19 protein-coding genes are annotated in these 26,402 nt (G+C 54.0%); 12 read left to right on the top strand and 7 right to left on the bottom strand.

Annotated elements, in window-relative coordinates; translation table 11 throughout:
- The first annotated feature begins 220 nt into the window (after window positions 1-220).
- On the top strand, window positions 221-2,992 hold the full coding sequence (locus H8L32_RS03930; protein WP_186945879.1) for a M16 family metallopeptidase: 2,772 nt from the start codon (window positions 221-223) through the stop codon (window positions 2,990-2,992).
- A gap of 81 nt (window positions 2,993-3,073) precedes the next feature.
- Here H8L32_RS03930 and dinB read toward each other — a convergent pair whose 3' ends face one another.
- Window positions 3,074-4,129, bottom strand: a complete 1,056-nt coding sequence (gene dinB / locus H8L32_RS03925; RefSeq protein WP_186945878.1) for a DNA polymerase IV — start codon at window positions 4,127-4,129, stop codon at window positions 3,074-3,076.
- A gap of 173 nt (window positions 4,130-4,302) precedes the next feature.
- Here dinB and H8L32_RS03920 point away from each other — a divergent pair, with 173 nt between their 5' ends.
- Entirely contained in the window at window positions 4,303-4,770 is a 468-nt protein-coding gene (locus tag H8L32_RS03920; protein ID WP_230412048.1) for a thioredoxin family protein, read from the top strand.
- 119 nt (window positions 4,771-4,889) lie between these two features.
- Entirely contained in the window at window positions 4,890-7,166 is a 2,277-nt protein-coding gene (locus H8L32_RS03915; protein WP_186945877.1) for a PAS domain-containing sensor histidine kinase, read from the top strand.
- A 7-nt stretch (window positions 7,167-7,173) separates the two neighbouring features.
- Here the strand turns inward: H8L32_RS03915 and H8L32_RS03910 are convergent, their stop codons facing one another.
- A complete protein-coding gene (locus tag H8L32_RS03910) occupies window positions 7,174-8,244 on the bottom strand; it encodes an AraC family transcriptional regulator (RefSeq protein WP_186945876.1) in 1,071 nt (356 codons plus the stop codon).
- 118 nt (window positions 8,245-8,362) lie between these two features.
- Between H8L32_RS03910 and H8L32_RS03905 the strand changes: the two genes are divergently transcribed.
- Window positions 8,363-9,955 carry a GMC family oxidoreductase gene (locus H8L32_RS03905; protein ID WP_186945875.1) on the top strand — a complete coding sequence of 531 codons (1,593 nt, stop codon included), beginning with the start codon at window positions 8,363-8,365 and terminating at the stop codon, window positions 9,953-9,955.
- Window positions 9,956-10,002: 47 nt separating this feature from the next.
- On the opposite strand, the gene H8L32_RS03900 is transcribed toward H8L32_RS03905, so the two are convergent.
- Together H8L32_RS03900 and H8L32_RS03895 are read right to left on the bottom strand one after the other, a co-directional pair.
- Complete coding sequence (locus H8L32_RS03900; protein WP_186945874.1) at window positions 10,003-11,547, bottom strand: amidase; 1,545 nt, start codon at window positions 11,545-11,547, stop codon at window positions 10,003-10,005.
- Between the two features lie 20 nt (window positions 11,548-11,567).
- The gene (locus H8L32_RS03895) at window positions 11,568-11,963 is read right to left on the bottom strand and encodes a SirB2 family protein (RefSeq protein ID WP_230412047.1); all 396 of its coding nucleotides are present in this window, start codon (window positions 11,961-11,963) and stop codon (window positions 11,568-11,570) included.
- 169 nt (window positions 11,964-12,132) lie between these two features.
- On the opposite strand from H8L32_RS03895, the gene H8L32_RS03890 reads away from it, so the two are divergent.
- The 3 genes from H8L32_RS03890 (at window position 12,133) to H8L32_RS03880 (ending at window position 18,709) form a co-directional block, all read left to right on the top strand.
- Entirely contained in the window at window positions 12,133-12,948 is an 816-nt protein-coding gene (locus H8L32_RS03890; RefSeq protein ID WP_186945873.1) for a D-hexose-6-phosphate mutarotase, read from the top strand.
- A gap of 203 nt (window positions 12,949-13,151) precedes the next feature.
- A complete protein-coding gene (locus H8L32_RS03885; RefSeq protein ID WP_186945872.1) occupies window positions 13,152-15,926 on the top strand; it encodes a M16 family metallopeptidase in 2,775 nt (924 codons plus the stop codon).
- A gap of 65 nt (window positions 15,927-15,991) precedes the next feature.
- Complete coding sequence (locus tag H8L32_RS03880) at window positions 15,992-18,709, top strand: M16 family metallopeptidase (RefSeq protein WP_186945871.1); 2,718 nt, start codon at window positions 15,992-15,994, stop codon at window positions 18,707-18,709.
- A gap of 35 nt (window positions 18,710-18,744) precedes the next feature.
- On the opposite strand, the gene H8L32_RS03875 is transcribed toward H8L32_RS03880, so the two are convergent.
- Entirely contained in the window at window positions 18,745-19,383 is a 639-nt protein-coding gene (locus H8L32_RS03875; protein ID WP_186945870.1) for a YcbK family protein, read from the bottom strand.
- A 200-nt stretch (window positions 19,384-19,583) separates the two neighbouring features.
- On the opposite strand from H8L32_RS03875, the gene H8L32_RS03870 reads away from it, so the two are divergent.
- Entirely contained in the window at window positions 19,584-20,783 is a 1,200-nt protein-coding gene (locus H8L32_RS03870; protein ID WP_186945869.1) for a head GIN domain-containing protein, read from the top strand.
- A 233-nt stretch (window positions 20,784-21,016) separates the two neighbouring features.
- Window positions 21,017-21,799 (top strand): substrate-binding periplasmic protein, encoded by a 783-nt coding sequence (locus H8L32_RS03865; RefSeq protein WP_186945868.1) that lies wholly within the window; start codon window positions 21,017-21,019, stop codon window positions 21,797-21,799.
- A gap of 27 nt (window positions 21,800-21,826) precedes the next feature.
- Here the strand turns inward: H8L32_RS03865 and H8L32_RS03860 are convergent, their stop codons facing one another.
- Both H8L32_RS03860 and H8L32_RS03855 read right to left on the bottom strand, forming a co-directional pair.
- Window positions 21,827-22,252, bottom strand: a complete 426-nt coding sequence (locus H8L32_RS03860) for a hypothetical protein (RefSeq protein WP_186945867.1) — start codon at window positions 22,250-22,252, stop codon at window positions 21,827-21,829.
- Window positions 22,253-22,535: 283 nt separating this feature from the next.
- Window positions 22,536-23,030: an SgcJ/EcaC family oxidoreductase gene (locus H8L32_RS03855; RefSeq protein WP_186945866.1), complete on the bottom strand. Its 495-nt coding sequence runs from the start codon at window positions 23,028-23,030 to the stop codon at window positions 22,536-22,538.
- A gap of 117 nt (window positions 23,031-23,147) precedes the next feature.
- Between H8L32_RS03855 and H8L32_RS03850 the strand changes: the two genes are divergently transcribed.
- From H8L32_RS03850 to H8L32_RS03840, 3 genes are read left to right on the top strand one after another with little or no spacing between them, the layout of a single operon-like run.
- Window positions 23,148-23,957 carry a helix-turn-helix transcriptional regulator gene (locus H8L32_RS03850; RefSeq protein ID WP_186945865.1) on the top strand — a complete coding sequence of 270 codons (810 nt, stop codon included), beginning with the start codon at window positions 23,148-23,150 and terminating at the stop codon, window positions 23,955-23,957.
- Window positions 23,954-25,888 (top strand): ATP-binding protein, encoded by a 1,935-nt coding sequence (locus H8L32_RS03845; protein WP_186945864.1) that lies wholly within the window; start codon window positions 23,954-23,956, stop codon window positions 25,886-25,888. Before H8L32_RS03850 ends, H8L32_RS03845 begins: the two co-directional genes overlap by 4 nt.
- Window positions 25,885-26,352, top strand: coding sequence for a response regulator (locus H8L32_RS03840; protein WP_186945863.1), 468 nt, complete (start codon window positions 25,885-25,887; stop codon window positions 26,350-26,352). The genes H8L32_RS03845 and H8L32_RS03840 overlap by 4 nt, the downstream gene beginning before the upstream one ends.
- Window positions 26,353-26,402: the final 50 nt, after the last annotated feature.

Raw genomic sequence — 26,402 nt, 5'->3', positions numbered from 1 at the left:
TTCTTCGAACTCAGGATCAATAACTGCCTGGCTTTATTTGCGCTATCAACATTTTTCTACCCTTGTAGAAATTGCACCCTCTGCTATATGCTGGCCAAAATTAATTGCTTTGCAAGTATTTCATTTTTTGAACCAGCCCCTATCTGTTCTGTCATACCGGTATCTGCTATCGCAGAGCAGGGTCAGGTTTTCCCATACACATGACATATGAAGGTCGCTTATGAAATCAAGCCGTCTCCAGCTTACTACGCTTAGCCTGTCCATCGCCCTGGCCTGCGCCGCCATGTCGCCCGCCACAATGGCGGCAGACCAGCCAGCGCCAGCGGCCAAAACCGCTTTGCCAGCGGGTTTGAAACTGATACGTCAGGTCGAAGGCATAGATGAATACCAGCTTGCCAACGGCATGCGGGTATTGCTGGTACCGGATGCCAGCAAGCCAACCACGACCGTGAATATTACTTACCGCGTCGGCTCACGTCATGAAAACTATGGCGAAACAGGCATGGCGCACTTGCTGGAACACCTGATGTTCAAGGGCAGCAAATCACACCCCCGCCTGTGGGAAGAACTGGCGCAGCGCGGTGTGCAATTCAATGGCACGACCTCGCTGGACCGCACCAATTACTATGAAACCTTTGCCGCCAAGCCCGAAACCCTGGCCTGGGCCATTTCCATGGAAGCAGACCGCATGGTGAATTCGCGGATTTCCGGTGACGATCTGAAGACTGAATTTTCTGTCGTCCGCAACGAGATGGAGAAAAATGAAAATTCGCCCGTCGGCACCCTGATACAGCGCGTCATTTCCAGCGCCCACCAGTGGCATAACTATGGCAAGGACACCATCGGCGCCCGTACCGACGTCGAAAACGTCAATATCCCGCACTTGCAGGCTTTCTGGCGCAAGTATTACCAGCCGGATAATTCCACCCTCATCATCGCTGGTGCCTTTGATGCCAAACAGGCGCTGCAACTGGTCAGTACCCATTTCGGCAAAATCCCGAAGCCGAAACGCCAGATAGAAACCACGTACACCCTGGATCCGGTACAGGATGGCGAACGTGACGTAACCGTACGCCGCGTCGGTGATTCACAGGCCATCGTGGCGCTGTACCATACCGTGCCGGCAGCGCATCCCGATTACGCAGCAACCGAAGCGCTGGCCCTGATACTGGGCGATACCCCAAATGGCCGGCTGTACAAGGCACTGGTGGAAACCAAAAAAACTGCCGATGTCTTCCCCTGGGCAGCCAATCTGGAAGAACCGGGCTTCCTGCTGCTGGGTGCCAATATGCGTACCGAGCAGAATGTCCCTGAAGCGAAAAAGATTTTGCTCGACACCATAGAAAGCTTCGACAAGACCCCGGTGACTGAAGCTGAACTGGCAAGGGCCAAGGCCAAGCTGGATTCTGACATTGCCCAAATCTTCAATGACCCGGAAAAACTGGGGGTGTCCTTGTCAGAAAGCATCGCCAGCGGCGACTGGCGCCTGTTCTTCCTGTTCCGTGATCGCGTCAAGGCACTGAAGGTGAATGACGTGCAACGGGTGGCCACAACCTGGCTGAAATCCACCAACCGTACCTCTGGCAGTTTCATCCCCAGCGAAAAACCGGAACGTGTACCGGCACCCGCCAAAGTCGCCGTCGATGAACAGATCAAGGAATTCAAACCTGGCGTAGCCCTGGCGCAGGCAGAAAACTTTGTCACCACCGCAGACAATATCGACAAGCGCACCCAGACCGGCGCACTCAGCAACGGTCTGAAATATGCATTGCTGCCGAAAACCACACGTGGCAATACCGTGGTGCTGTCCATGATGCTGAACATGGGCGATGAAAACAGCCTGAAAGGCAAGGCCAGCGCCGGTCAACTGGCGGCAGCCATGCTGAATCGTGGTACCGAAAAACTCAGCCATCAGCAATTCACTGAAGAACTCGACAAGCTCAGGGCCAAACTGCAAATCAGCGGCAGCGCCTCGACCGTCTATATCAATGTCGAAACCATACGCGACAACCTGCCACGGGTGCTGGAACTGTTGCATGATGCCCTGCGCCAACCAGCCTTCAGCGAAACCGAATTTACCCAGTTGATCAATGCGCAACTGGCGCAGCTGGAAGAATCACGCAAAGATCCGCAGGCGATTGCCGTTGACGCTGCCAAAAAAGCATTGAATACCTGGCCAGCTGATGACCCGCGTTACCAGCGTTCCATTGATGAACAGATTGCCGCCCTGAAAACCGCCAAACTTGCCGATGCCAAGGCATTCTGGAAAGAGTTCTACGGCGTCAATCAGCCTACTCAGGCGCAATTGTCCATCGTCGGCGAGTTCGATGCGGCTGCCATCAAAACCCGGTTGCAAACCGCCTTTGGCGACTGGAAGGCACAGCAAAATTTCAGTCGTCTGGCCAGACCCTATTCCGCCACCAAAGCCGAAGAAAAACAACTGATCACACCGGACAAGGCAAATGCCTTCTTCTATGCCAGCATGCAGGTACCGGTCGGCATCAAACATGCAGATTACCCGGCGCTGATGATGGGTAATTACTTGCTGGGCGGCAGCTTCAATTCGCGCATACTGGAACGCATACGCCAAAAAGACGGCGTCAGTTATGGCGGCGGCTCGTACTTCAATGCTTCGTCCCTGGATGAAGTCGCAAGCTTCTCGGTCGCTGCTATCTATGCGCCACAAAACCGCGTCAAGCTGGAAACCGGCATACGGGAAGAAATTACCCGCGCCCTGAAAGACGGCTTTACCGCCGCCGAACTGGAAGACGGCAAGAAGAGCCTGTTACAGCAAATGCAACTGGACCGCAGCCAGGACAATTCCCTCGCGTCGACACTGACCACCAACCTGTATCTGGGCCGTAACATGCAGTTTGACGCTGAAGTGGAAAAGAAAATCCAGGGCTTAAGCGTCGCCACCATCAAGGACGCCATGAATCGCCATCTGGGCTATGACAAGCTGGTACGTGTTTTTGCGGGTGATTTCAAGTAAGTCTTCAACATAAGCCTTCAAAATAAGCCTTCAAACCATGGCACAAGGACTTTCCCATGAGGAAAGTCCTTGTCACTAAGGCTATTCACCACCAAACAGATTCAACTGACTCTCCGTCTTTTCATCCGCCAGCCTTGTCCCCAGGCCCAGCAGGCGTACCGGTAACTGGCGGCGGGAATAACCCGTCGCCAGCAGTTGCGCATACATATCCTGGTCCAGCGCCCTGGCACCGCATTCCACCGTGGTGATGCGGAAATCCGAAAAACGGATTTTGACATACAGCTTTTGTATGCTGTCTTCTGCTGCTGCCCTTTGCATGCGCTGTTGCAGGGACTTGAACAGGGCTGGCAATTCTGCCTGGCAGGCAGCCAGGTCGGGCAAATCGATGGTATAGGTTTCTTCCACGCTCACGGATTTACGCTCCGAGTAAGCACATACTTCGCGCCTGTCTATGCCACGGCAGAGCTGGTACAGATTGTTTCCGAGTTTGCCAAAATGCTGCATCAGGTCAGGCAGAGACCATTTCAGCAGGTCGCGGCATTCATGGATGCCCATGGAATGCAGTTTGGCTGCAGTGACCTTGCCGACACCAAACAGGCGGGCCACCGGCAAAGCGGCGACAAATTCCTCTACCTGATCGGGCAAAATGACGAACATGCCATCCGGTTTGTTCCAGTCACTGGCGATCTTGGCCAGGAATTTGTTTGGTGCCACCCCTGCCGATGCAGTAATGCCCACCGTGTCGGCAATGCGTGCCCGTATCTCTTGCGCTATCAGCGTGGCGCTGCCTTTGTGTTGGGTGGAATGGCTGACATCCAGATAAGCCTCATCCAGCGACAGTGGCTCCACCGCATCGGTGTAGTCGCGGTAAATCGCCAGGATCTGGCGCGAGGCTATGCGGTATTTTTCCATGGTCGGCGGCATGATCACCAGGTCCGGGCAGCGTCTTACTGCTTGCGACATCGGCATGGCCGAGCGTATGCCATAGCGGCGTGCTTCATAATTACAGGTCGCCACAACACCGCGCTGGTCGGGCTTGCCGCCCACCGCCAGGGGTTTTCCACGCAGCGCCGGATCATCGCGCATCTCTATCGCTGCATAAAAACAGTCGCAGTCGCAATGGATAATCTTTTTCAAACTGGCTACTCAAAGTAAGAATGCCGTATTTTATCCCAAATCCACACTTTAACTGAATGTGCATACAGTATAAATACAGCTAATTCTTGTAAGAAATGACTAGATGTTGTGGTTTAAGCTAAGATAGTCTTATCTGCAGTAACGCGATTTACATGCTTTTTAAAGGATGGATGATGAAAAAACTGTTTTCACTGATTTGCACCCTGGTTTTTGGCTTGAGCATGGCCCATGCCGCTACCGGTCCGGCTCAGCCTTACGACGAAAACGCTGATGCCAAGGCTGCCATCACCAAAGCGCTGGCAGAAGCCAAGAAAAGTGACAAGAAAGTACTGGTGATATTCGGTGCCAACTGGTGCAAGGATTGCCTGGAGCTGGATAAATCCATGCATGGCAAAAGTGCACCGTTGCTGGATAGCAAATTCGTTACAGTCAAAGTCAATGTCGGCCAGTTCGACAAGAACATGGAACTGTCCAACAGCTATGGCACGCCGACCAAAAAGGGCATTCCGGCAGCGGTCTTGTTGAGGCCGGACAATAGCGTACTGTATGCGTCCAAAGGTGGTGAATTGTCGAATGCCCGCAAAATGAGTGAGCAGGGGGTCTACGATTTTTTTGATGAAATCACCGCCCTGTATCACTAAGTCTGTACCGCTAAGCCTGCCATCGCGCGCATTATCAATCACATTATTAATCATTATCAATCCGGATGTCTGATCTGTCTCCCCCACCTATGCTTCCGCCTGATCAGGCGGAGCTGGACATGCTGAGACGCAGCCATCACCTGCTGTCGAATTTCTCGCGCCATCTGCCGGGCATGTTTTATCAGTACCGGCGTTATCCCGATGGCCGTATCTGCTTCCCGTATGCCAGTGATGCTGTCACCACTTTTTTTGGTGTCAAGGCGGAACAGTTGCGCGAAGATGCCAGTTTCCTGGCGCTTACCATCCATCCCGACGATTTGCCGAAAATGATCGCCGCCATACGCAAATCGTACACCGAGCTCAGCGTCTGGCATCAGGAATACCGCATCATTTCCCCCGACAAGCCAGACCGCTGGGTGGTTGGTGATGCCACGCCAGAACTGTTGCCGGATGGCAGTGTACTGTGGCACGGTTTTCTGACTGACAATACCGAACGCAAGCTGACTGAACAAAGATTGCTGGCAGCCGAGCGCCAGCGTCGCCTGGTCATGAAGGCATCGAACCAGGGTCTGTACGATATCAATCTGCAAACCGGTGAAGGCAGTTTCAGTCCGGAATACCTGCAAATGCTGGGTTACAGCCCGAATGATTTTGACACGCCTCAATTGTTCTGGGATTACTTCTGGGGTGCAGGCGTGCACCCGGATGATTTGCGCGGTCTCAAGAAAGCCTATAAGGCACATGCCAGCGGCATGGGCAAGGGCGATTACCATGCGGAGTTCCGGCAAAAGAACAAGGCGGGGGACTGGCGCTGGATCATGTCGCTGGGCAGTATCGTCGAATGGGACAGCAGTGGCCAGCCATTGCGCATGGTCGGCACCCACATCGATATTACCGAGCGCAAACAGACCGAAGACATGCTCCAGCAAAACCAGGAGCTGCTGAAATCCAGCAAGGACCGCTACAAGGTATTGGCGAAAGAACTGGAAATCCTGATTACCAATGTGCCGGTCGGCATCATGTTTGTCAGTGACGGCGTGATCGTCCGTGCCAACAAGGCGCTGGCCGAACTGTGCCGCTTCCACGATGTGCAAGCCATGATAGGAAAGAAAACCACTTTCCTGTACCAGGGCCAGGCTGATTATGAAAAATTCATTGAGCAGGTCAGCCCCGGTTTACAGGCAGATGAACTGGTTGAACTGGAATGGCATTTGCGGCGCTACAACGGTGAACCCTTCATAGGCCGTATTGCAGGGCGCGCCCTGCTGACCGGTGGCTATGTCAAGGGTGCCGTGTGGATGATACAGGACATCACTGAACAAAGAACCACGCTGGATGCCCTGCGTAATAGTGAGCAGCGCCTGCAAAGACTGATGAATTCCAGCCTGATCGGCATCATTCAGGGCAATGAATCAGGGCAGATACTGGATGTCAATGATGTCTTCACCCAGTTCAGCGGCTATAGCCGCGACTATCTGCTGACACACAACAATGTCTGGCAAACCCTGCTGTCGCAGCAAGATGTCAAGATCTGCCAGCAGGCTTACGAAGACCTGATACGGACCGGCACGACCGTGCCTTTCGAAATCATGTTGCAGCAGGGCGACGCCAACGGCGTGCCCATCCTGGTTGGCCTCAGCCACCTCGAAAATTCCGAGCGTGACTGGGTCGCCTTTGCCATGGATATCAGCGACCGCTTGCGCATGAACCGCCTGAAGACTGAATTCATTTCTGTCGTCAGCCATGAACTACGCACGCCGCTGACTTCGATACGCGGATCACTCAGCCTGCTGGAATCCGGCGTCAGCGGTGTTTTGCCGCAACAGGCTGAACACTTGATACGCATCGCCCACAATAACAGCAAGCGCCTGATTACCCTGGTCAATGACATACTCGACATGGACAAACTGGCCAGCGGCAAGATGATTTTCAAATCGGAAGCACTGGATCTGGTGATGCTGGTACAAAATGCCATCGAATCGAATATGTCGTATGCAAACTCGCTGAAAGTCAGCCTGAAACTGGAAAGCCATCCACCCCATGCCTGGGTACTGGCCGACAACGACAGGCTGATGCAAGTCATGGCCAATCTGATGTCAAATGCCGCCAAGTTCTCGCGCGAGGGTGATGCGGTATCCCTGTACATCATGAATGCCGGGCCACGCTACCGGGTGGAAGTCTGCGACCGTGGCACCGGCATTGCGCCAGAATTTCAGGAACACCTGTTTGAACCTTTCACCCAGGCCGACGGCACCAACACCAGGCAAAAAGGGGGAACAGGGCTGGGGCTGTCCATTACCAAGGCCATGCTGGAAAAAATGCACGGACAAATCGGCTTTCACAGCACGCCGGATATAGGCACGACTTTCTGGTTTGAATTTGATGCCTACCGCTGACATGCATTCAGGCAGAGAGCAGCGCCTGTTTGCGAAATTCTGAGGGACTCAACTGGCTGGCACGCTTGAACGCCCGGCGAAAACTGCGGCTGTCAGAATACTGCAATTGCCCGGCGATCTCATCCAGGCTCATGCTGGTATGACGCAGATAGTGTCTCGCTCTTTCCATGCGCAGGCTTTCGGCAATCTGGAAATACGAACAGCCTTCCCGCGCCAGCAAGCGGTGCAATGAACGGGGGCTGATGCCCAGCGCCTGCGCCAGTTCCTGCACGCTACGAGAGTCACACTGCAGGCTGACCAGCTTATGCAACAGGCTTTGCTTGCCGCTCAAGCCAACTGTCGCGAGTTCGGTATCGCAAACTTGTTTGGTGGCGACGGCCAGTTCCGGATCAGGCTCTTGCAACAAGGTATCGAGTACGCTATTTCTGACGATGATGCGGCTGACATCGGCACCATATATCACCGGGCAGGCAAAAAAATCCTCCCCGACAGAACGGCTGGCCTGACGGTTGCCGCGCAATTCCACCCTTTCCAGTTGCAAGCGCCCGCCAGGGTTCCTGCCGCAGAGGGCACGGCTGGCATTGATGGCCGTCGCCAGATGGTCGGCATCCAGAAAATCCTGTAGTTCCACATCATCAAACAGCGGCCTCGCAGATAGCGCGGAGAACTGTGCACCTGGTTCCAGCACCAGTTGCACCATGGCACCGGCAATCAACTGATATTCGAGACCAAATTCCATGGCCTTGTACAAAGTCTCCTGCGCCAGCATGCCCGTGGCCATGGCTCCCAGTTGTGGTAGTGATTTACGGGCACCAGACAAGATGCCCAGATCGGCACCGCCCAGGTGTCGTGCCTGCAACAGACTTTCCCTGGCCTGACGGTAGCTGATGCGTACGTCACCCGCCGGCGCACCTTCTGCATCCAACCCCAGTGCCGGGAACATGGCATTCAATTGCCAGTCACGCTCACGCCCTATCGCCAGTACACCCGAAAACGGATGCACCGGAAATACCGCATCCTGCACCGACAATACCAGGGGTTTGGCCTGGTGTGGATGATGCGGATACTGATTCAGCATGGATAAGCACGCAACATGGCAGTAATTGTCCTTACTTTCTGGAAGACAGAGGCTTAATATCTGAAATTACACCGGAACGATGATTCCGGCAAGACAGCAAAAACACAAGAGAGACAAAATGACTACTACTGATTTTATCGTCGTTGGCGGCGGTTCGGGCGGTTGTGCCGTTGCCGGACGCCTGACTGAAGACCCATCCCTGCACATCACCATACTGGAATCCGGTGCCAAAGCCGATAGCTGGGTGGTGAATACCCCGGCCGCCGTGGTCGCCATGTTGCCGACCAAACTGAATAACTGGGCTTTTGAAACCGTACCGCAACCTGGTCTGAACGGCCGCCGTGGCTATCAACCGCGTGGCAAGATGCTGGGTGGTTCTTCCAGCATCAATGCGATGGTGTACATCCGTGGCCATAAACAGGATTACGACCACTGGGCCGCACTGGGCAACCCTGGCTGGTCATTTGAGGAAGTGCTGCCCTACTTCAAGCGTTCCGAAAACAATGAAACCCATGGCGGCCCGTATCATGGGCAATCCGGCCCCCTGCATGTCAGCGAATTGCGCAGTGATAATCCGTATCAGCAAATCTATCTGGAAGCCGCGCGCCAGGCCGGTTTTCGTATCAATACCGATTTCAATGGCGAAGACCAGGAAGGTATAGGTATTTACCAGGTCACCCAGCACAATGGTGAACGTTGGACCGCCGCACGGGCTTACCTGCATCCACACATGGGTAAACGCCAGAACCTGCAGGTGGAAACCGGCTGCCATGTGACCCGCATCCTGTTTGAAGGCAAGCGCGCTGTCGGCGTTGAATATCGCCAGGGCGGGCAAACCAGGACACTGAAAGCCAGACGCGAAGTGCTGCTGGCAGCAGGTGCCTTCCATACTCCGCAATTGCTGATGCTGTCCGGCATTGGCAACGCACAGGCATTACAAGGCTTGGGCATCGAAGTCGTGCATGACTTGCCTGGTGTTGGTCAGAATTTGCAGGACCATCCTGATTTCGTATTCAAATACCGCGCAAAAAGCCTGGACCTGCTGGGTATTTCTGCCGGCGGCAGCGTGCGCATGGTGAAAGAATTCCGGCGTTATCAGCAACAGCGGCGCGGCATACTGAGTTCCAACGGGGCGGAAGGCGGTGGCTTCCTGAAGACGGACCCGGCACTGTCAGCACCTGACATACAACTGCATTTTGTACTGGCCATGCTGGATGACCATGCGCGCAAACTGCACCTGGGCCATGGCTATTCCTGCCATGTCTGTCTGTTGCGTCCGAAAAGCGTGGGGGAAGTAACGCTGGCCAGTGCCAACTCCATGGCAACCCCGCTGATCAATCCACGTTTCCTGGAACATCCGGACGATCTGGAAAACATGGTCAAGGCTTTCAAGCTGACGCGCCAGTTGATGAATGCCCCGGCGCTGGTCGCGGCACGCAGCAGTGACTTCCAGACGGCCAATGTACACAGCGACGATGACATCCGTGCCGTGTTGCGCCAGACTTGCGATACCGTGTATCACCCCGTCGGCACCTGCAAGATGGGGGTGGATGACATGGCCGTGGTCGACCCGCAATTGCGCGTGCATGGCCTGAGCGGCCTGCGGGTAGTGGATGCTTCCATCATGCCTACCCTGATCGGTGGCAACACCAATGCCCCCACCATGATGATAGGTGAAAAGGCTGCGGACATGATACGGGCCGGGCTGTGAGCACCCTGCCCGCATGGTAACTTATTTGGCTAACTTATTTTGCTAACCTATCTGGCCATGGATTGAGGCTGCAGCAAGGCCGGGGCCGGTAAGGCCGGTCTGGCCTGCTCAAACGCATAGCCCATGTTCAGCAGTTTTGCTTCGCTCCAGGCCCCGGCGAACAGGGACAAGCCCACCGGCAAACCCCGCACCAGACCCATGGGTACAGTCAGGTGTGGATAACCGGCAATTGCCGCCGGTGTGCTGGCACTACCGACAACCACATCACCGGCTTTGTAGTCGATGGCCCAGGCAGTGCCGGTGGTGGGGGCAATCAATGCCGTCAGCCGGTATTTTTTCAGCACTGCATCAATCCCCTGCTTGCCTGCCCTTGATTTGATGCGGGCACTGGCCTGGCGGTAGGCAACGTCTTGCAGGCCCGGTGTGGCTTGCGCCTGCTCCATCAATTCCTGACCAAAATAGGGCATGACGGTATCCGCATGTTGCCTGTTGAAGGCAATCACGTCCGCCATATTGCGGGTCTTGACTGCGGCTGGTGTGCTTGCCAGATAGGTGTTCAGGTCGGCCTTGAACTCATACAGCAAAACAGTCAGTTCATCCTTGTCCAGTTCTTCCAGGTAGGGCAGGTCTATCTGGTCTACGATGGTGGCACCGCCAGCAATCAGTAGCGCCAGGCTGCGGTCAAACAGCGCGCGGGTTTCGGCATCGTAACCATCGACCATCTTGCGTACTATGCCCAGCCGCACGCCCTGTAATGCAGTTTTTCTCAGCCCTGCCGTGTAGTCCTTGCTGCGGCGACGGTCAGCCTGGCGGGTCGCCGGGTCATGCACGTCACTGCCGGCCATGGCATTAAGCAACATGGCGGCATCACGCACTGTCAGCGTCATTGGCCCCGCCGTATCCTGGCTATGGCTGAGCGGCACGATGCCGGTACGGCTGACCAGCCCGACGGTGGGTTTCAGGCCCACCAGGCCATTCACCGATGCCGGGCAGACGATGGAACCATCGGTTTCAGTCCCTATCGCCGCCGGTATCAAACGTGCCGCCACTGCCGCGCCCGAACCAGAGCTCGATCCGCAAGGGCTGCTGTCTGGCGCATACGGGTTACGGGTCTGGCCACCGGCACTACTCCAGCCGCTGCTGGACTGGCTGGAACGCAAATTCGCCCATTCACTCAAGTTGGCCTTGCCTGCAATGATGGCTCCGGCGGCCCGCAGTCTGGCCACCAGTGGTGCATCTTTTTGCGCCAGGTTATCTGCCAGTGCCAGCGAACCCGCCGTCGTCACCATGCCCCTGGCATCGATATTATCTTTCAGCAAGATGGGCAGGCCGGACAAACTACCGTGCCGACCCGCTTGATCCGCCGCCACCGCATCAGCCTGCGCCTGCGGATTGATGGTCATGACAGCCTGTAGCGCCGGGTTATAGGTCTGTATCCTGGCCTGATAAGCTGCCAGCACTGTCTGTGCCGTGGTTTTACCCTGATGCAGTTCTTGCGCCAGGCTACTCAATTCGTCACTGGCGGCAGTAGCGGATGTGCACAGCAGTGGCAAGGCAGCAGCCAAAGCCAGGTTCAGCAATCGGTATGTCATGGTGGGATTTCTTTCCTCGTTCACAAGGGAATAGGCTGACGTGTCAGCGCAACGCTCAGAATATACGCAAACACCAGCAGCGCAGCCAGCAAGGCCACGGCCCGTATGGCTGGTGTCTTGCCGCGTTTCAGGGCGATACTGCCAAGTACGATGTACAGGATCAGGGCCAGCAGTTTGGCTGTCAGCCAATCCTGGCGAAACGGGTATTGCCCGCTCCAGAACACCATGGTCAATGCGCTGGCCAGCAAGACCGTATCAATCACATGCGGCAGTACCTTGACCCAGCGCCGCGTCAACATAGCCGAAGAACGCAACATCCAGATACCGCGTAACAAAAACAGGCTGCCACTGAGGGCCGCACAGGTCATATGCAGATGTTTGATGGCAAGATAGCTGACTGGCATGGTCACAGGCATGGTTGCAGACGTAGTCTCGTAGATGTTTTTTTGTGCCTGCCATACTACCTGAAAGCCGGGCAAGCCGGCGGCTCACAAGTATGTACAAAGAAATGCTGCCTGACCAGGCCAAATTGGCAAAATCCTTTAAACTTCAGGCTATCACTATTCAACCAGAAAGCCTGACGTAATGAATTTCCTCGACCTGCAGTCAAAAGATGGTGCCAAAGCAAGAATTGCCAGCCAGGGCGCGCATTTGTGTTCATGGATACCTGCGTGTGGGTCTGAACAGTTGTTCATGAGCACGCGTTCTGACTTCAAGGAAGGGATTGCCATACGCGGTGGCGTACCGGTGGTGTTTCCACAGTTTTCCAATCTGGGTACCTTGCCCAAGCATGGTTTTGCCCGCACCTCGGAATGGCGTCTGCTGGAATCCAGCGTTGTTGACAACGGTGCAGCCCAGGCCGTGTATGAACTGAAGGAAAATATTGCGCGCCTGACGATATGGCCACATGTATTCCGCACGACACTGCGTTTTACCCTGCACGGCAATGCCCTGCAAATGACGCTGGAGATACAAAATACCGGCGACACGCACTTCAGTTTTTGCAGTGCCCTGCACACTTATCTGGCTGTGCGGGATATCCGCCAGGTCAGCCTGCACGGTTTGCACGGCCTGCATTACCGCGATACCGTCACCGGCAAGGACCATTGTCTCGACAATGATGCGGCACTGCATATACATGCCGAAACCGATCGCATCTACGGTGGCGTACCAGCGCAGCTGGAATTGCGCCAGCCGCACCAGACCACCGTCATCAGCAGCACCGGTTTTGCCGACGCCGTGGTGTGGAACCCGGGTACCGGTGCGGCCAACATCAGCGACATGGAAGCCGGTGGCGAACAACGCATGCTGTGCGTGGAAGCGGCCACCATATTGCGCCCTGTCAACCTGGCACCCGGTGAAAACTGGATTGGAAGCCAGACTCTGGAAATTCGTGCATGAAGCAATTGACAATGCCGTCCATTTAACACATAGTCACAATTCTCGGTTTGCCGGGCATTAGTCCGCCGCATACCGACTTTGACAGTATTGAATTGATCACTTGTACAAAATCGTTACCAATCCAGAAATGATCCCGCCAGTGCAGAAGCACAGGCCGGATCATTTATTTTTTTGTTCTTATCTTATTTAGTCATAAGGATTTTATGCACTCTGCACGCTCCGGTATCCAGCTTTCACTCAAACCCGTGTTACGCGCACTGGTCATGAGTGGTGTCTTTCTATTCACTGCGCCGCTGGCCCTGGCAGACAGTTTGCCCAAGGGTGTCAGCCAGGTCAGCAGTGTCGAAGGCATTACCGAATACCGTCTGCCAAATGGCTTGCGGGTATTGCTGATGCCGGATGCAACAAAACCGACCGTCACCGTCAACATCACTTACCTGGTCGGTTCACGACATGAAAACTATGGCGAAACCGGCATGGCGCATTTGCTCGAACACATGCTGTTCAAAGGCACGCCAAATAATCCGAAGATCACGGAAGAATTCAACAAGCGCGGCATGCGTATGAACGGCACCACCTCGCTCGACCGTACCAACTACTATGAACTGTTCCAGTCCAGTGACGACAACCTGAAATGGGCACTGGAGCTGGAAGCCGACCGCATGGTGAATTCCTTCATCGCCAAAAAAGACCTGGATACCGAAATGTCGGTCGTGCGCAATGAATATGAACGCGGTGAAAATTCACCGGGCGGCGTGTTGATGAAGCGCCTGCAAAGCGTGGCCTATGACTGGCACAACTATGGCAATTCCACCATCGGTAACCGCAGCGATATCGAAAACGTCAAGATAGAAAACCTGCAGGCTTTTTACCGCAACTACTACCAGCCCGACAATGCGGTGCTGATGGTCGCGGGCAAGTTCGAACAGGAAAAAGTCCTGCAATGGATCAATGCTTCTTTCGGCAAGATCGCCAAACCGACCCGCAGCCTGCCGCAGTTCTGGACGGTGGAACCAACACAGGATGGTGAACGCAGTGTCGTCGTGCGCCGCAAGGGTGACATACAACTGGTAATGATCGCCTATAAAGTGCCGGCTGGCCTGCACAATGATCGCGATGCCCTGGGTTTTGCCAACAGCATCCTGACTGCAGCACCCCATGGCCGCCTGCACAAACAACTGGTGGAAACCGGCAAGGTAGTCCAGGTCTTTTCCAGCAGCCTGGGTCAGGTCGAACCCGGCATTAACATCATAGGTGCGGTAGTCAAAAAAGGTGAATCGCTAGAAGCGGCCAGGGATGCGCTGCTGGCAGGCATAGAAGACTTCAAGAATAATCCGCCAACCAAGGATGAGCTGGAACGCCAGAAGCGCGACAATGCCAATTATTACGAAAAACTCTTGAACAACCATGAATCCATAGGCATCAGCATGTCTGAATATATCGCCATGGGTGACTGGCGCTATCTGTTCAAGGACAGGGACGATGGTGACAATGTCAGTGCCGAACAGGTAACGACCGCTGCCAAACGCTATCTGGTGCGTGACAACCGCACGGTAGGCATGTTCATTCCGGAAGACAATCCACAGCGTGCAGAAGTCCCGACAGCGCCAAGCATGGCCGAAGTCATGAAAGACTTCAAACCCAAGGCTGCCACTCTGACAGGCGAAGCGTTTGACCCGGCCCCGGCAAATATCGACAAGCGCACGCAATTAAGCACCATGGGCAATCTGCAACTGGCCTTGCTGCCGAAGAAAACCCGTGGCGAAACCGTCAATGTGTCACTGTCCCTGCACTGGGGTGATGAAAAGAGCCTGTTCAAGAAAGGCACGATTTCCGGTTTCGCCGGATCTTTGCTGACTACCGGTACCAGCAAATATTCACGTGCACAGTTGTCGGATGAAATGTCCAAGCTGAAAATGAGTGGCGGCCTGTATTCCTTCCAGACCACCAGGGCAAACTTGCCGGCGGCGCTGGAACTGGTGGCCCATGTCTTGAAAGAAGCAAATTATCCGGAAAGTGAATTCAAGCAAGCGCTGGAAAGGACACTGGTCGCATTGGAATCCTCGCGCAATGAGCCAAACGCTGTTGCCAGCCGCGCCATGGGCCTGCACTTCAATAGCTATCCAAAAGGCGATATGCGCGCTGCCGTGACGCTGGATGAAGCGCTGGCAGAACTGCGTACCGTCAAGCTCGACGATATCAAGGCTTTCCATAAAGATTTTTATGGCGTATCCAAAGGTGAATTGAGTATCGTCGGTGATTTTGATGTGGACAGTACCAAACAAGTCATCAGCAAGGCATTTGATGGCTGGACCAGCAAAGCTCCATACACCCGCATGGTTGCCAAACGCAGTGATGTTGAAGTCGTTCGCAAGACCTTCAACACGCCGGACAAGGAAAGTGCTATCTATCTGAGCCGCATCAATCTCACCATGCGCGAAGACGATGCCGACTATCCTGCCCTGCGCGTTGCCAACTATATCTTTGGTGGAGCCGGCCTGAATTCACGTCTGCTGGAACGCATACGTCAAAAAGAAGGCCTGTCCTATGGCGGTGGTTCTGGCCTCAGTGTCGGTGAAATTGACCCGGTCGGTAGCTTCAGCATCAATGCCACGGCAGCACCACAGAACCTGGAAAAACTGGAAGCCTCGATCAAGGATGAATTGAACCGGGCGCTGAAAGATGGCTTCACCGCTGAAGAACTGGCCAAGGCCAAATCCGGCATGCTGCAACAGCGCGTGCAGGCACGTACCAACGATGGCACCCTTGCTGCCGGCTGGAACGGTAACCTGTACCTGAAGCGCAACTGGGGCTGGTCACAGGCCATGGACGACAAGATACAGGCATTGCCCCTGCAACAGGTCAATGACGCATTCCGTCGCTATATTGATCCGGCAAAAATGAGTATCTTCATCGCCGGTGATGAAGCCAAAGCGAAAGCCGCAGCAACATCAACAACAACAACAACAGCCAAATAAAGCAGGCTGGTGATGAAACCGGAAATCAATGATTTCCGGTTTTTTTTATTTTATTTATACTTGATATGGCCGTCCTGAACACCACCCTCACCTCCCTTGCCCTGGCAGTTTCCCTGCTGGTGTCGCACGCCCCTGTCCATGCTGCCCCACCCATGCCGACGGATATCGCACGCACCAGCAGTGTGGAAGGCATTACCGAATACCGCTTGCCGAATGGTTTCAAAGTCTTGCTGATGCCCGACAATTCACAGGCAACCATTACCGTCAACATGGTGTACATGGTGGGTTCGCGGCATGAAAACATCGGACAGACCGGGTATGCGCATCTGCTGGAACACATGCTGTGCAGAGGCAGCAAGAGTTATCCCAAAATTGCCAGCCAGCTCAGCAGTCGCGGCGTACGCTGGAATGCGTTTACCCATCTCGATTACACCAATTACATTGCGTCCTTTGACGCCAATGAAACGGATCTGGACTGGGTATTGGCGATGGAAGCCGACCGCATGCAAAATGCCCAGGTCTTGCAAACGGAACTGGACACAGAAATGACGGTGGTGCGCAATGAACTGGAATTGCGCGAGGTCAGCCCGAGTGAAATCCTGAGCAAACGCCTGCTGGCAGTCGCCTTTGACTGGCATGGTTATGGCCACAGCACCGGCGGTGAAAAAAGTGATATTGCAAAGGTCAATATCGAGCAATTGCGTCAGTTGTATAACACCTACTATCGTCCCGACAATGCGGTGCTGGTGGTGGCAGGGAAATTTGATGCAGCCCATGCACTGGAGGTGATCGCACGCAAGTTCAGCCACCTGGCTACACCGAAAACCGCGCTACCGGTGATACCTACGGTAGAACCGGCACAACAGGGTGAACGTCAGGTCATCGTCAGAAGAAAGTCCAGCTACAACGTCACCATGCTGGCCTATCACAAACCATCTGCCCTGCATCCCGACTATGCAGCCCTGAAAGTGGCTGGTGGCATGCTGTCATCCGGACGCGAGCAGCGCAATAAAGATAATGAAATCATCCTCAGCAATTTTTCGCCTGCCTTTGGCATGCAGGGTAATGCAGATGCTGGCCTGGCCGTGTTTACCACCGACAGTTATGCCGGTACGCCATCCGATGAAAACGCCAAAGGCCTGATCAAGATCGTAGAAGGTTTTGGTCAGCAAAACCTGAGTCAGGATGAACTGGATTTTGTCAAAAGCCAGTATGTGAACAATTTTTCACGGCTCATGAATGATGCGGAAAAAATGGGGACCGCACTTTCTGAATACATTTCTCAGGGCGACTGGCGTCTGTTATTTGTGGAAAAAGACCGCATTGCCAAACTGACGACCACCCAGGTGCAGAATGCGGCAAAACGCTATTTCGTGCGTGAGAACCGTACCGTGGGCGTCTTGCTGGCAGATGAAAAAAGTCCGGATACCAGTATCCCGCCAGCCCCGCCCCTGAGCGAGGTCATGAAGAATTTTTCGCATGTCAATGAATATGCACTGGTCAGCGATTTCAATGCCAGCGTCGCCAATATCCAGAAGCAGACCCGGCGTCTGAAAATCGGCAACCTGGATGTCGCCCTGCTGTCCAAACCCAGCCGTGGCCAGGCGGTCAGCGTCGATCTGGCGCTGCACTGGGGGGATGAGAAATCCCTGTTTGCCAAACGCTGGCTGGAACGCATGACAGACCAGACCATGCTCAACGGCAGCGGCCAGTTTGGCAAGGAAGCGCTGGAAGCAGAAAGAGAAAAATCACATATCCGTGGCGGCCTGACCCAGTTCACCACTGACCGGGCACATCTGAAACAGGCCTTGCAATTAATGATCATGAATCTGAAAGATCCCAGTTTCGCCCAGGCGCAAACCGTCATCGACAAAGAAAAAAGAAAGTGGTCTGCAGAACGTGGCAATCCGGTGCAAATGGGTATGGATGAAATGGCCAAACATTTCAATGCCTATCCGGACGGTGATATACGGGCGCAAGAAACCGCCCAGCAAATCATTTCCGAACTGAATGCCATCAAAGCTACCGACCTGTTTGATTTTCACAAGCAGTTTTACGGCGCTTCCAAAGGCCACCTGGCCATCGTTGGTGACTTTGACGTGGATGAAGCTGCGACCGTCCTGCGTGAGCAATTCGCCGGCTGGGAAAGCAAGACTCCTTACCAGCATGCTCAGGCCAGTATCATCGAACGCCTGCCGCTCGATACCTTCATCCCCACTCCCGGTAAAGACAATGGCTATTTCATGGGCCGCATGGATTTGGCCATCAGCCAGAACGACCCTGACTACGCTGCACTGGAAGTGGCCAACTACCTCATAGGTGGCAGCACCGCAGAATCACGGCTGGGCCTGCGGGTGCGTCAGAAAGAAGGCTGGAGCTACCATGTGCGCTCGCGTATTGAAGCGCAGGTGAATGATCCTGCAGCCAGCTGGCAAATCATCGCCACCGCAGCATCGGCCAATGTGGATAAACTGAAAGTCGCCATCATCGAAGAATTGCGGGCGGTGGAAAGCAGCGGCTTCAGACCGGACGAGCTGGCAAAGGCCAAGCAGGCACTTGGCCGGTTGGCCCAACAGCAACGGGCCGACGATACCCGTATTGCAAGCTTGTGGAACACCGCCCTGCATCAGGGCAAGGAGTTTTCACTCTATGCACAAAGAGAAGCTGCCATCCAGAACCTGACGCTGGAACAGTTGAACCAGGCCAGCCGGAAATACCTGCAACCCAACCTGTGGAGCATCGTGACTACGGGCGATCCCAAGAAGATGAATCAAAAACCATAGTTTCAGAAATTTCAAAAAAGCGCTGGAAAGGCCAATCAGCCCTTCCAGCTTCTTTGCAGGCCAGTATCTGTATGTATCCAGCCGCCTTGCGCAGTCTGCCGGTAATAAAAGCCGACGCCGCCCTGGCGGAAGCTCTGTATCAATTCTCCCAGTATTTCTTCATGCAATTGCGGTATGCGGATATCTGCGGCCTTGCCTTCCATATGCAGGGATTTGCGGGCAGCTGGCACACCCTCTTCGATCAGGCGCTGATTAGAAGCCTGGGTGCGGTAGCCGGACAAGATTTCCAGCGGCCGGCTGACACCAAAGCGCGCGACATACGCCTGGGTAGCCCACAGGGTTTCCAGCAACTTGGGATCAATCGGGGCGGTCTTCTTGCCATTCACGTCGCGCAACAAATGGCATAACTGCTGATAAGCGGATTCCAGCACTTCACCATCTTTCCAGTACAAAATCTTGCTGCGCTCTCCGGTCGCCGGTCGTATCAGATCCAGGGTTCTGGGCTTGACCCAGAATTCGATATCCAGTGCCTGGGAATCAAACAAATCTGGCGGCGGGGCGGGTTGCGCAGATTTTTCGCCCGCAGGGGTGGCCTGCGATAGCACAGGCTGGCCGAGCAAACCGGTGGCGCTGAGCAGCAGGCCTTGTTTTAAAAGCTGGCGGCGGGTTGGCATCATTATGTCGTCATGGTTGCACTTGAAGAAACTGCTGCCAAGTGTACATCCGAATCACGCTTTTGGCTGATATGGCAACGTTTCGTCCGGCAAATTTGCGTTTGATGACACGGAATGCGCAGTCTGTCTCTAAGGACAGTGAAAAACCGCCTGAATCCTACTACACTTGGAAACTGTTAATTCTTTCATCACGTCAAATCATGATCAAATCATTAGGATGTCTCACACTGCTGGCCGTATTGCTGGGTGGCTGCGAAATCAGCGTCGATGGCAATACCATCAGGGGCAGCGGCAAGATCGCTACCGAACAGCGCACTGTGGCTGAATTCAATGCCATAGAAAATTCCAGCTTCTTTGATGTGGTGGTTACCAACGGACCGCAGGCCCCCATCGTCATCAGTGGCGACGACAATCTGGTGCCGGAAATCGAAACCGTGGTGGAAAACAAGGTATTAATCATCCGCAGCAAACGTAAATCTTATAGTTTTACCTGGAGTAACCAGCCAGGCACTGTCAGGATCACGACCACAAGCCTGAGCAAAGCCACCAATTCTGGCAGTGGCGACATGGATATACATGAACTGCAAACAGACAAACTGAGCCTGAACCTGAACGGCTCTGGCGATGCCAGGGTGACCGGCAAGATAGGCGTCCTGAAACTGGTGTCTTCCGGTAGCGGTGATCTGGATATGCAGCAATTGCAGGTCGCCCAGGCCGAACTGGAAATGCGCGGTTCTGGTGAAGTACACCTGGATACCGTCAGCCAGTCGCTGGATACCACTTCAAATGGCAGTGGTGACCTGCGTGTCGACAATCTGCAAGCTGCCAGCGTCAAGCTGATCAAACATGGGTCCGGTGATGTGCGTCTGCTGGGCAATGTCAAAGCTCTGCAGGTGGAAACGGTAGGGTCGGGGGACATTGATATCCAGGGTATCAAGGCTGAGCAGGCCAATGTGCGTGCCAGCGGCTCTGGCGATATCCGGCTGGCGGGTGAAGTCGGCGAATTGACGATTACCGCCAGTGGTTCCGGCGATCTGGATGCAGAAAACCTGAAGATCAAGGACCTGCAGATCGCCAATACCGGCCCCTCGAACCAGAGTTTCCGTGGCATACAGGGCATACTGAAAGCCGACATGTCGGGTTCGGGTGATCTGGATGCAGAACTGCAATCCGAGGCAGCGCTGGAACTGAATATGCAAGGCCCAGGGCAAGCCAGCCTCAGAGGCAAGGCTAAAAGCCTGACGGCCAAAGTCAGCGGCAGCGGCGACCTGCGCGCCAGCGAATTGCTGCTCGACAGCGCCAGCATCAAGGTCACCGGCCCCGGCGAAGCAGAAGTCAATGTCAAAAAAGCTGGCGGTTCACGCGTGGTCAAGATAGACCGCAATGGAGTGGCTAGTTAAAAACAGCTGGTCCAAAGACCTGGCTTGCCAAGCCAGGTCGGCAAGCTATCACGTTCAGCCTGCGAAATAAGCTGAACCCTTAAGGCGGCTGAATTCTTTATGATCTGTCATGTCGCTCCGGTATTTTTCGGGCTGGCATCAAATGCCATGCGTGGAACTACCTATCACTGATATCGCATAACAAAGCCGTAAATTGCGCTAAGATAAGTCTGGAATCCGCAACCAGAATCATCATGCCCAGTTTTCTGCGCTTATTTGTCTGCCTTCTGCTGGTCTATCTGTGCCAGGCAGGCCTGGTGCATGCCCGTACCAACCAGCGCCCGGTGCTGCTGATGAGTGAAGAACTGGATGACAAAGGCAAGGTCATTCCCCTGTCGCCTGAAGTCACGGCCTTGTTGCGTTATCTCGAACAACACTCCGGCCTGACATTCGACATACGCCGTTATCCCTGGAAACGTGCGCTGGAAAATGCAGAGAAAGGCGAAGGCCTGATCTTTGGCATATCAAAAACCCGGGAAAGATTGCGCAGTTTCAAGTTTTCCCAGCCGATTTTTACCGACCAGTCCTTGCTGGTTACCCGTTGCGATAGCAAATTTGTATTTCAATCCCTGGATGACCTGAAGGGTAAGACCATAGGCATCGTCCGTGGCACCAGCAATGGGGACAAGTTTGACCGGCTCAGCAATGTACTGTTCAAGGTGGAAGACGATACCAGCAATAATTCTGGCCGCCTCAAGAAACTTTACCTGGGCCGTATGGATGCATTTTTGCTGTATAGCTCGGCCAGCAATATCAGCCAGTTGGAAGCTAACATCAACCGTCAATATGCAGCGGAATTCGCTCCAGGCCAGACGACAGAAAAACTGTTTTGCGTTTTGCCAAAACCGGTTTCTTCTGTGGATATTCATATCGCAATCCGTCCTGATCTTGACAAGGGACTGATGCTAAAAATCGACCGCGCCATCCTGCGCGCCCACCAGGAAGGTGAACTGTCCAGGATATATTCACAGCGCTAAGCTGGCACCAATCAGCCTTATTGCACGCTATTGCATACTATTATGACGTGCACCCTTGTATTGATGCTTGAGCACCAGCCTGCTGCTGGCAACCAGGGTATTCAAACCCAGCATCAGTTGTATCAGCACATGGCCTTGCAGGCACCAGACCTGGCCACGTGGTGCTGCTGTCTGGGTCACGGCACTTAATACCGGCGTCACCCACTGTGCTTCGGGTGTCAGGTCCAGCAAGACATCCCCATCAGAATTGGTATGCAGATACAGTTCACCGCCATGCAATAAGCTCAGGCAGATACCCTGCCCTGTGGTCGGCTTGTTGCCCAGGGCCTGCTGTAGTTCACGATGTTGCAAATCCATCCACGCTTCAACATCCAGCGCGGTTTCCAGTGATATCCAGGGGTGTTCTTGCAAGTCTGGTACAGAATCAGCTTGCAGCTTGTCATTAAACGTCATCTTGTTTCTTGATTACTTTCGGAACTGTCGTTTCAATTTGACAGCTTATGAAGGCTGACAGCCGCATTCTGACACAAATCTCCAGGCGCATTGAGTATCCGGCATGGAAGTGGTCAATATGAAAAGAAGCGCACAAGATGGCATGGGCTTCAGGGCCACGCTACAAAAACAAGCTGTCCGTGCATTGCAGTACAAGGCACGGACAGTTGACTACCTGCTATGGACAGCCTCGATACAGGCTAGCTGTTCAGACTTATTCATACATATTCGGGAACATTCAGGCTTATTTTTCTTCCACAAATTCAGGCATGGCCGAGGAATGGTGATTGAGGATTTTCCAGTCGCCCTTGATTTTTTCATAGACATAGGTATACCGTGCGCGCACCTTTGCCGGCTTGCCGTCCTTCACGATCTCGAAGGTATAGGCACCGCTATCGAGCGCCGAGTTTTCACCCAAAAGACGGATTTGACGGTAATTGATGGTGCCCTTAGGTTTCAGCAACAAAAAATGTTCAAAGTATTCTTCAATTTCTGCCGGTGTGGCACGGATTTTATTCGATACGGTAGGCTGCAAGATGCCGTTAGGTGCATACAGCTTGACCACTTCTGCGGGTTTACCGGTTGCCAATGCGGCATTCCAGCGATCGAACAAACCGGCAATTTCTTTTTCTGCGGCGGTGGCAGGTGCGGCAGCTACCTGGTCATATTTCTTGGGAGGCGCTTCTGCGAAAACGGCACCACTGGCAAGCAAGCTCATCACAAAGAACAGATTTTTCATTTCAGATTTCCCATGGTTAAAAACAGATCAATTACCTCTTCCTGCAAGGTTGGGACCATCATGAGCTACTGTGTAAGGCCTGCCATCAGCCGTGTGGCCTAGCATCACATATGCCACATGGCATATACTAATGCCATGGACACGACACCTTCAGCCACTACCCATTCTTTACGCGAGCAGTATCGCGACAACCAGGCCAATCAGGCCCGTCTGCGCCTGTTGCATGATGTTGGCCAGGTACTGGCAGAAGGAGAAGAATCGGCCATTTCGGCGGTGCTTGCCTATGCGCTGGAGTTTTCTGCCTTTGAAGCCTGCGCGGTACTGGTGGAAGATGCCGGTGCATTACGCGTGCATGCGTCAAAAGGACATGTATTACCCCACGGCACGCGCTTCCCGGCGCAAGGTGTCTTGTCCGCCATGCTGAAGCCGGATGCCCGCGTGATGATCCGGCAAAAAAGCATCAGTCGCCTGTTGTTGCCAGCAGGTGATGTGGCGGGGCTGGAATTGCTGTTTCCATTGATGAAGCAAACCCGGCCACAAGGCATCCTGGTGCTGGTCAATCGCAAGCAGTTGGCGGAACCTTCTGCTGCCGACATGCTCACCTTAGGTACGCTGGCCAACATCCTGGCGCTGGCACTGCATGTACCATCTGAATCAACAACACCACAGATGAATGGCAGCATCAAACAAATTTCTGCACTGCTCACGGCCCGCGAGCGTGAAGTGCTGTCGCTGTTGCCACACGGTTTGACCAACTCAGATATCGGTGACCGGCTAGGCATTGCCAGGGGTACGGTAAAAATCCACGTGGAACGCATCATCCATAAACTCGGGCTACAGGACCGCACCCAGGTCGCTGCCATGGCAGTCGAACTGGGCCTGGGTACGTCGGGTACGTCGAGTACATCTGCCGGCAGAAAATCATGAAGCGACTGTTCATACTGGCAATGCGCTGGTGGTCAGATCGCCCTTTGCGCATCAAGGGGCTGATCGTGATCGCGGTGCCTATCGTGGTCTTGCTTGGCACCCTGATATCCAGTTACCTGATGGGTATACAGGTCAATCGTGCGCAGGAAAACGTGCAGCGCACGATACAGATCCAGAGGGATATTCAAAAAGTCCATACACTGCTGGCAGAAGCCGCCACCGGCGTGCGTGGCTATTTGCTGACCGGGCATAAAAACTTTCTGGTGCCTTACCATATCAGCGAAACGGAATTACCAAAAACCGTGCAACGTCTGCGTGCACAAATCCGCGACGGACAGCAACTGGCGCTGTTAAATGAACTGGCATCCATGGCCGTCAAGAAAAGCGAAGGACTGGTAGAACTGATCAAGATCGGGCCGGCATCCCCGCCCGAAAAATTAACCCAGGCCCTGGTTCAGAACAAGAAAGTGCTGGATGATTTGCGTGCGCATATCGATACCATGCTGATACGGGAAGAATACCTGCGACAGGAAAGCGTCAGGCAGGCCAATCAGGTACACAATCTCACCATGATGGTGACGGTGGGTGCCGGTATTGCCGGTGTGCTCGGCGCATTGCTGACCAGCCTGTTGTTTTCTGCCGGTATCGTACGCCGCGTACAACAATTGACGGGTAATGCAGGCCGCCTCGAACACGGCATGACGCTGGTTCCGGTCGCAGCAGCGAACGATGAACTGGGCCAGTTGTCTGACCGCATGATGCGCGCCAGCCAACTGCTGGCAGCCCGTGCTGAAGAAGTGCAAAAAGCCCGGCAAGAGGCTGAACGTGCCAATCAGTCCAAGACTGAATTTCTGTCCCGCACCAGTCACGAATTACGCACGCCACTGAATGCCATCCTCGGTTTTGCGCAATTGCTGCAACTGGATATGCATGCCCCGGATGCGCAGCAAAGCCTCAGGCATATATTGAAAGGCGGGCATCACCTGCTGACCCTGATCGATGAAGTATTGGATATCGCCCGCATAGAAACCGGCCATCTGGAACTGGTGCTGCAGCCAGTCGAAGCAGGCGGGCTTTTGCGTGAAGCACTGTCACTGATTGCACCGCTGGCACAGGCCAGAAATATCATACTGACAGGCCCGGAAAAAGCCGCCGATATCTATCTGCTTGCAGACCGCAAACGCCTGCTGCAAGTATTACTCAATCTCTTGTCGAATGCTGTCAAATACAACAGGGACAATGGCACGGTCACACTACGCGTGCAGGCAACGGCAACGCAAGTACAACTGCTGGTCATTGATAGCGGCACTGGCATTGCGCCAGACATGCAAAAGCGCTTGTTTACGCCATTCGACCGGCTGGGTGCAGAACACAAGCCGGTCGAAGGCAATGGCCTGGGTCTGGTGGTATCCAGACAGTTGACGCTGGCAATGGGCGGAGAAATCGGCATGACCAGCGTCGAGGGGCAAGGCAGTCATTTCTGGGTCAACTTGCCCGTCGCACAGGCAACGCTGTCGGCAGAAGGAATCCGGCCAGCGACCGCTGAACTGGCAACGTTACATCGCCCTTGCAGCATACTGTATATTGAAGACAATTCATCGAATCTGGTCCTGATTGAAATACTGCTGGCGCGCAGCAAGCATGTACAACTTTTCAGTGCAAAGAACGGTGCCGATGGCTTGCAGATCGCGCAACAGCAAGGACCGGACCTGATACTGCTGGACCTGCAACTGCCCGACATGTCCGGCGAAGATGTATTGCAACAGTTGCGTGCATCGCCAGATATGAAGGATATTCCGATCGTCATATTGAGCGCCGATGCACTGGCGACGACGATCGAGCGGCTAAGGGCCAATGGTGCCAGTGACTATCTGACCAAACCGCTGGATGTAACGTTGTTCTTTTCCACCCTCAATCGTCTTTTGCCATGAACGTTTCCGACATACTTGCCATGCGTATCCTGATTGTCGATGATGAAATCGACAATGTGCAATTGCTGGAAAAAATATTGACACGCGAAGGCTTCAGCAACATCGTCAGTACCACGGACCCAACCCGCACCCTTGATCTGGTGATCGCTTTTGATCCGGATCTGGTTTTGCTAGATTTAATGATGCCTGAATTCGATGGCTACGCAGTGCTGGAACAACTGGCGAGGTGTACGCCAAAGAATGATTTCCGTCCGGTCATGGTACTGACTGCTGACATCATGCCGGAAGCAAAACACCGGGCGCTGGCGTTGGGGGCAAAAGATTTTTTGACCAAGCCATTTGATTTTATCGAATCGATATTGAGAATCTCCAATTTGCTGGAGACGCGCCTGCTGTACAAGCGCCTGCATGCCCTGATTCCCGATGAAACACCTTTACAAGCCTGGCATCTCAAACGTGATTGAGCGCGATTGAAAGTAATTAAGCACCGGAATTTTTCTTGCTTGCTACAATC

The organism is Undibacterium hunanense (genome assembly GCF_014284335.1).
GTDB classification, from domain to species: domain Bacteria; phylum Pseudomonadota; class Gammaproteobacteria; order Burkholderiales; family Burkholderiaceae_D; genus Undibacterium; species Undibacterium hunanense.
This window is presented reverse-complemented; position numbering and strand designations above follow the sequence as displayed.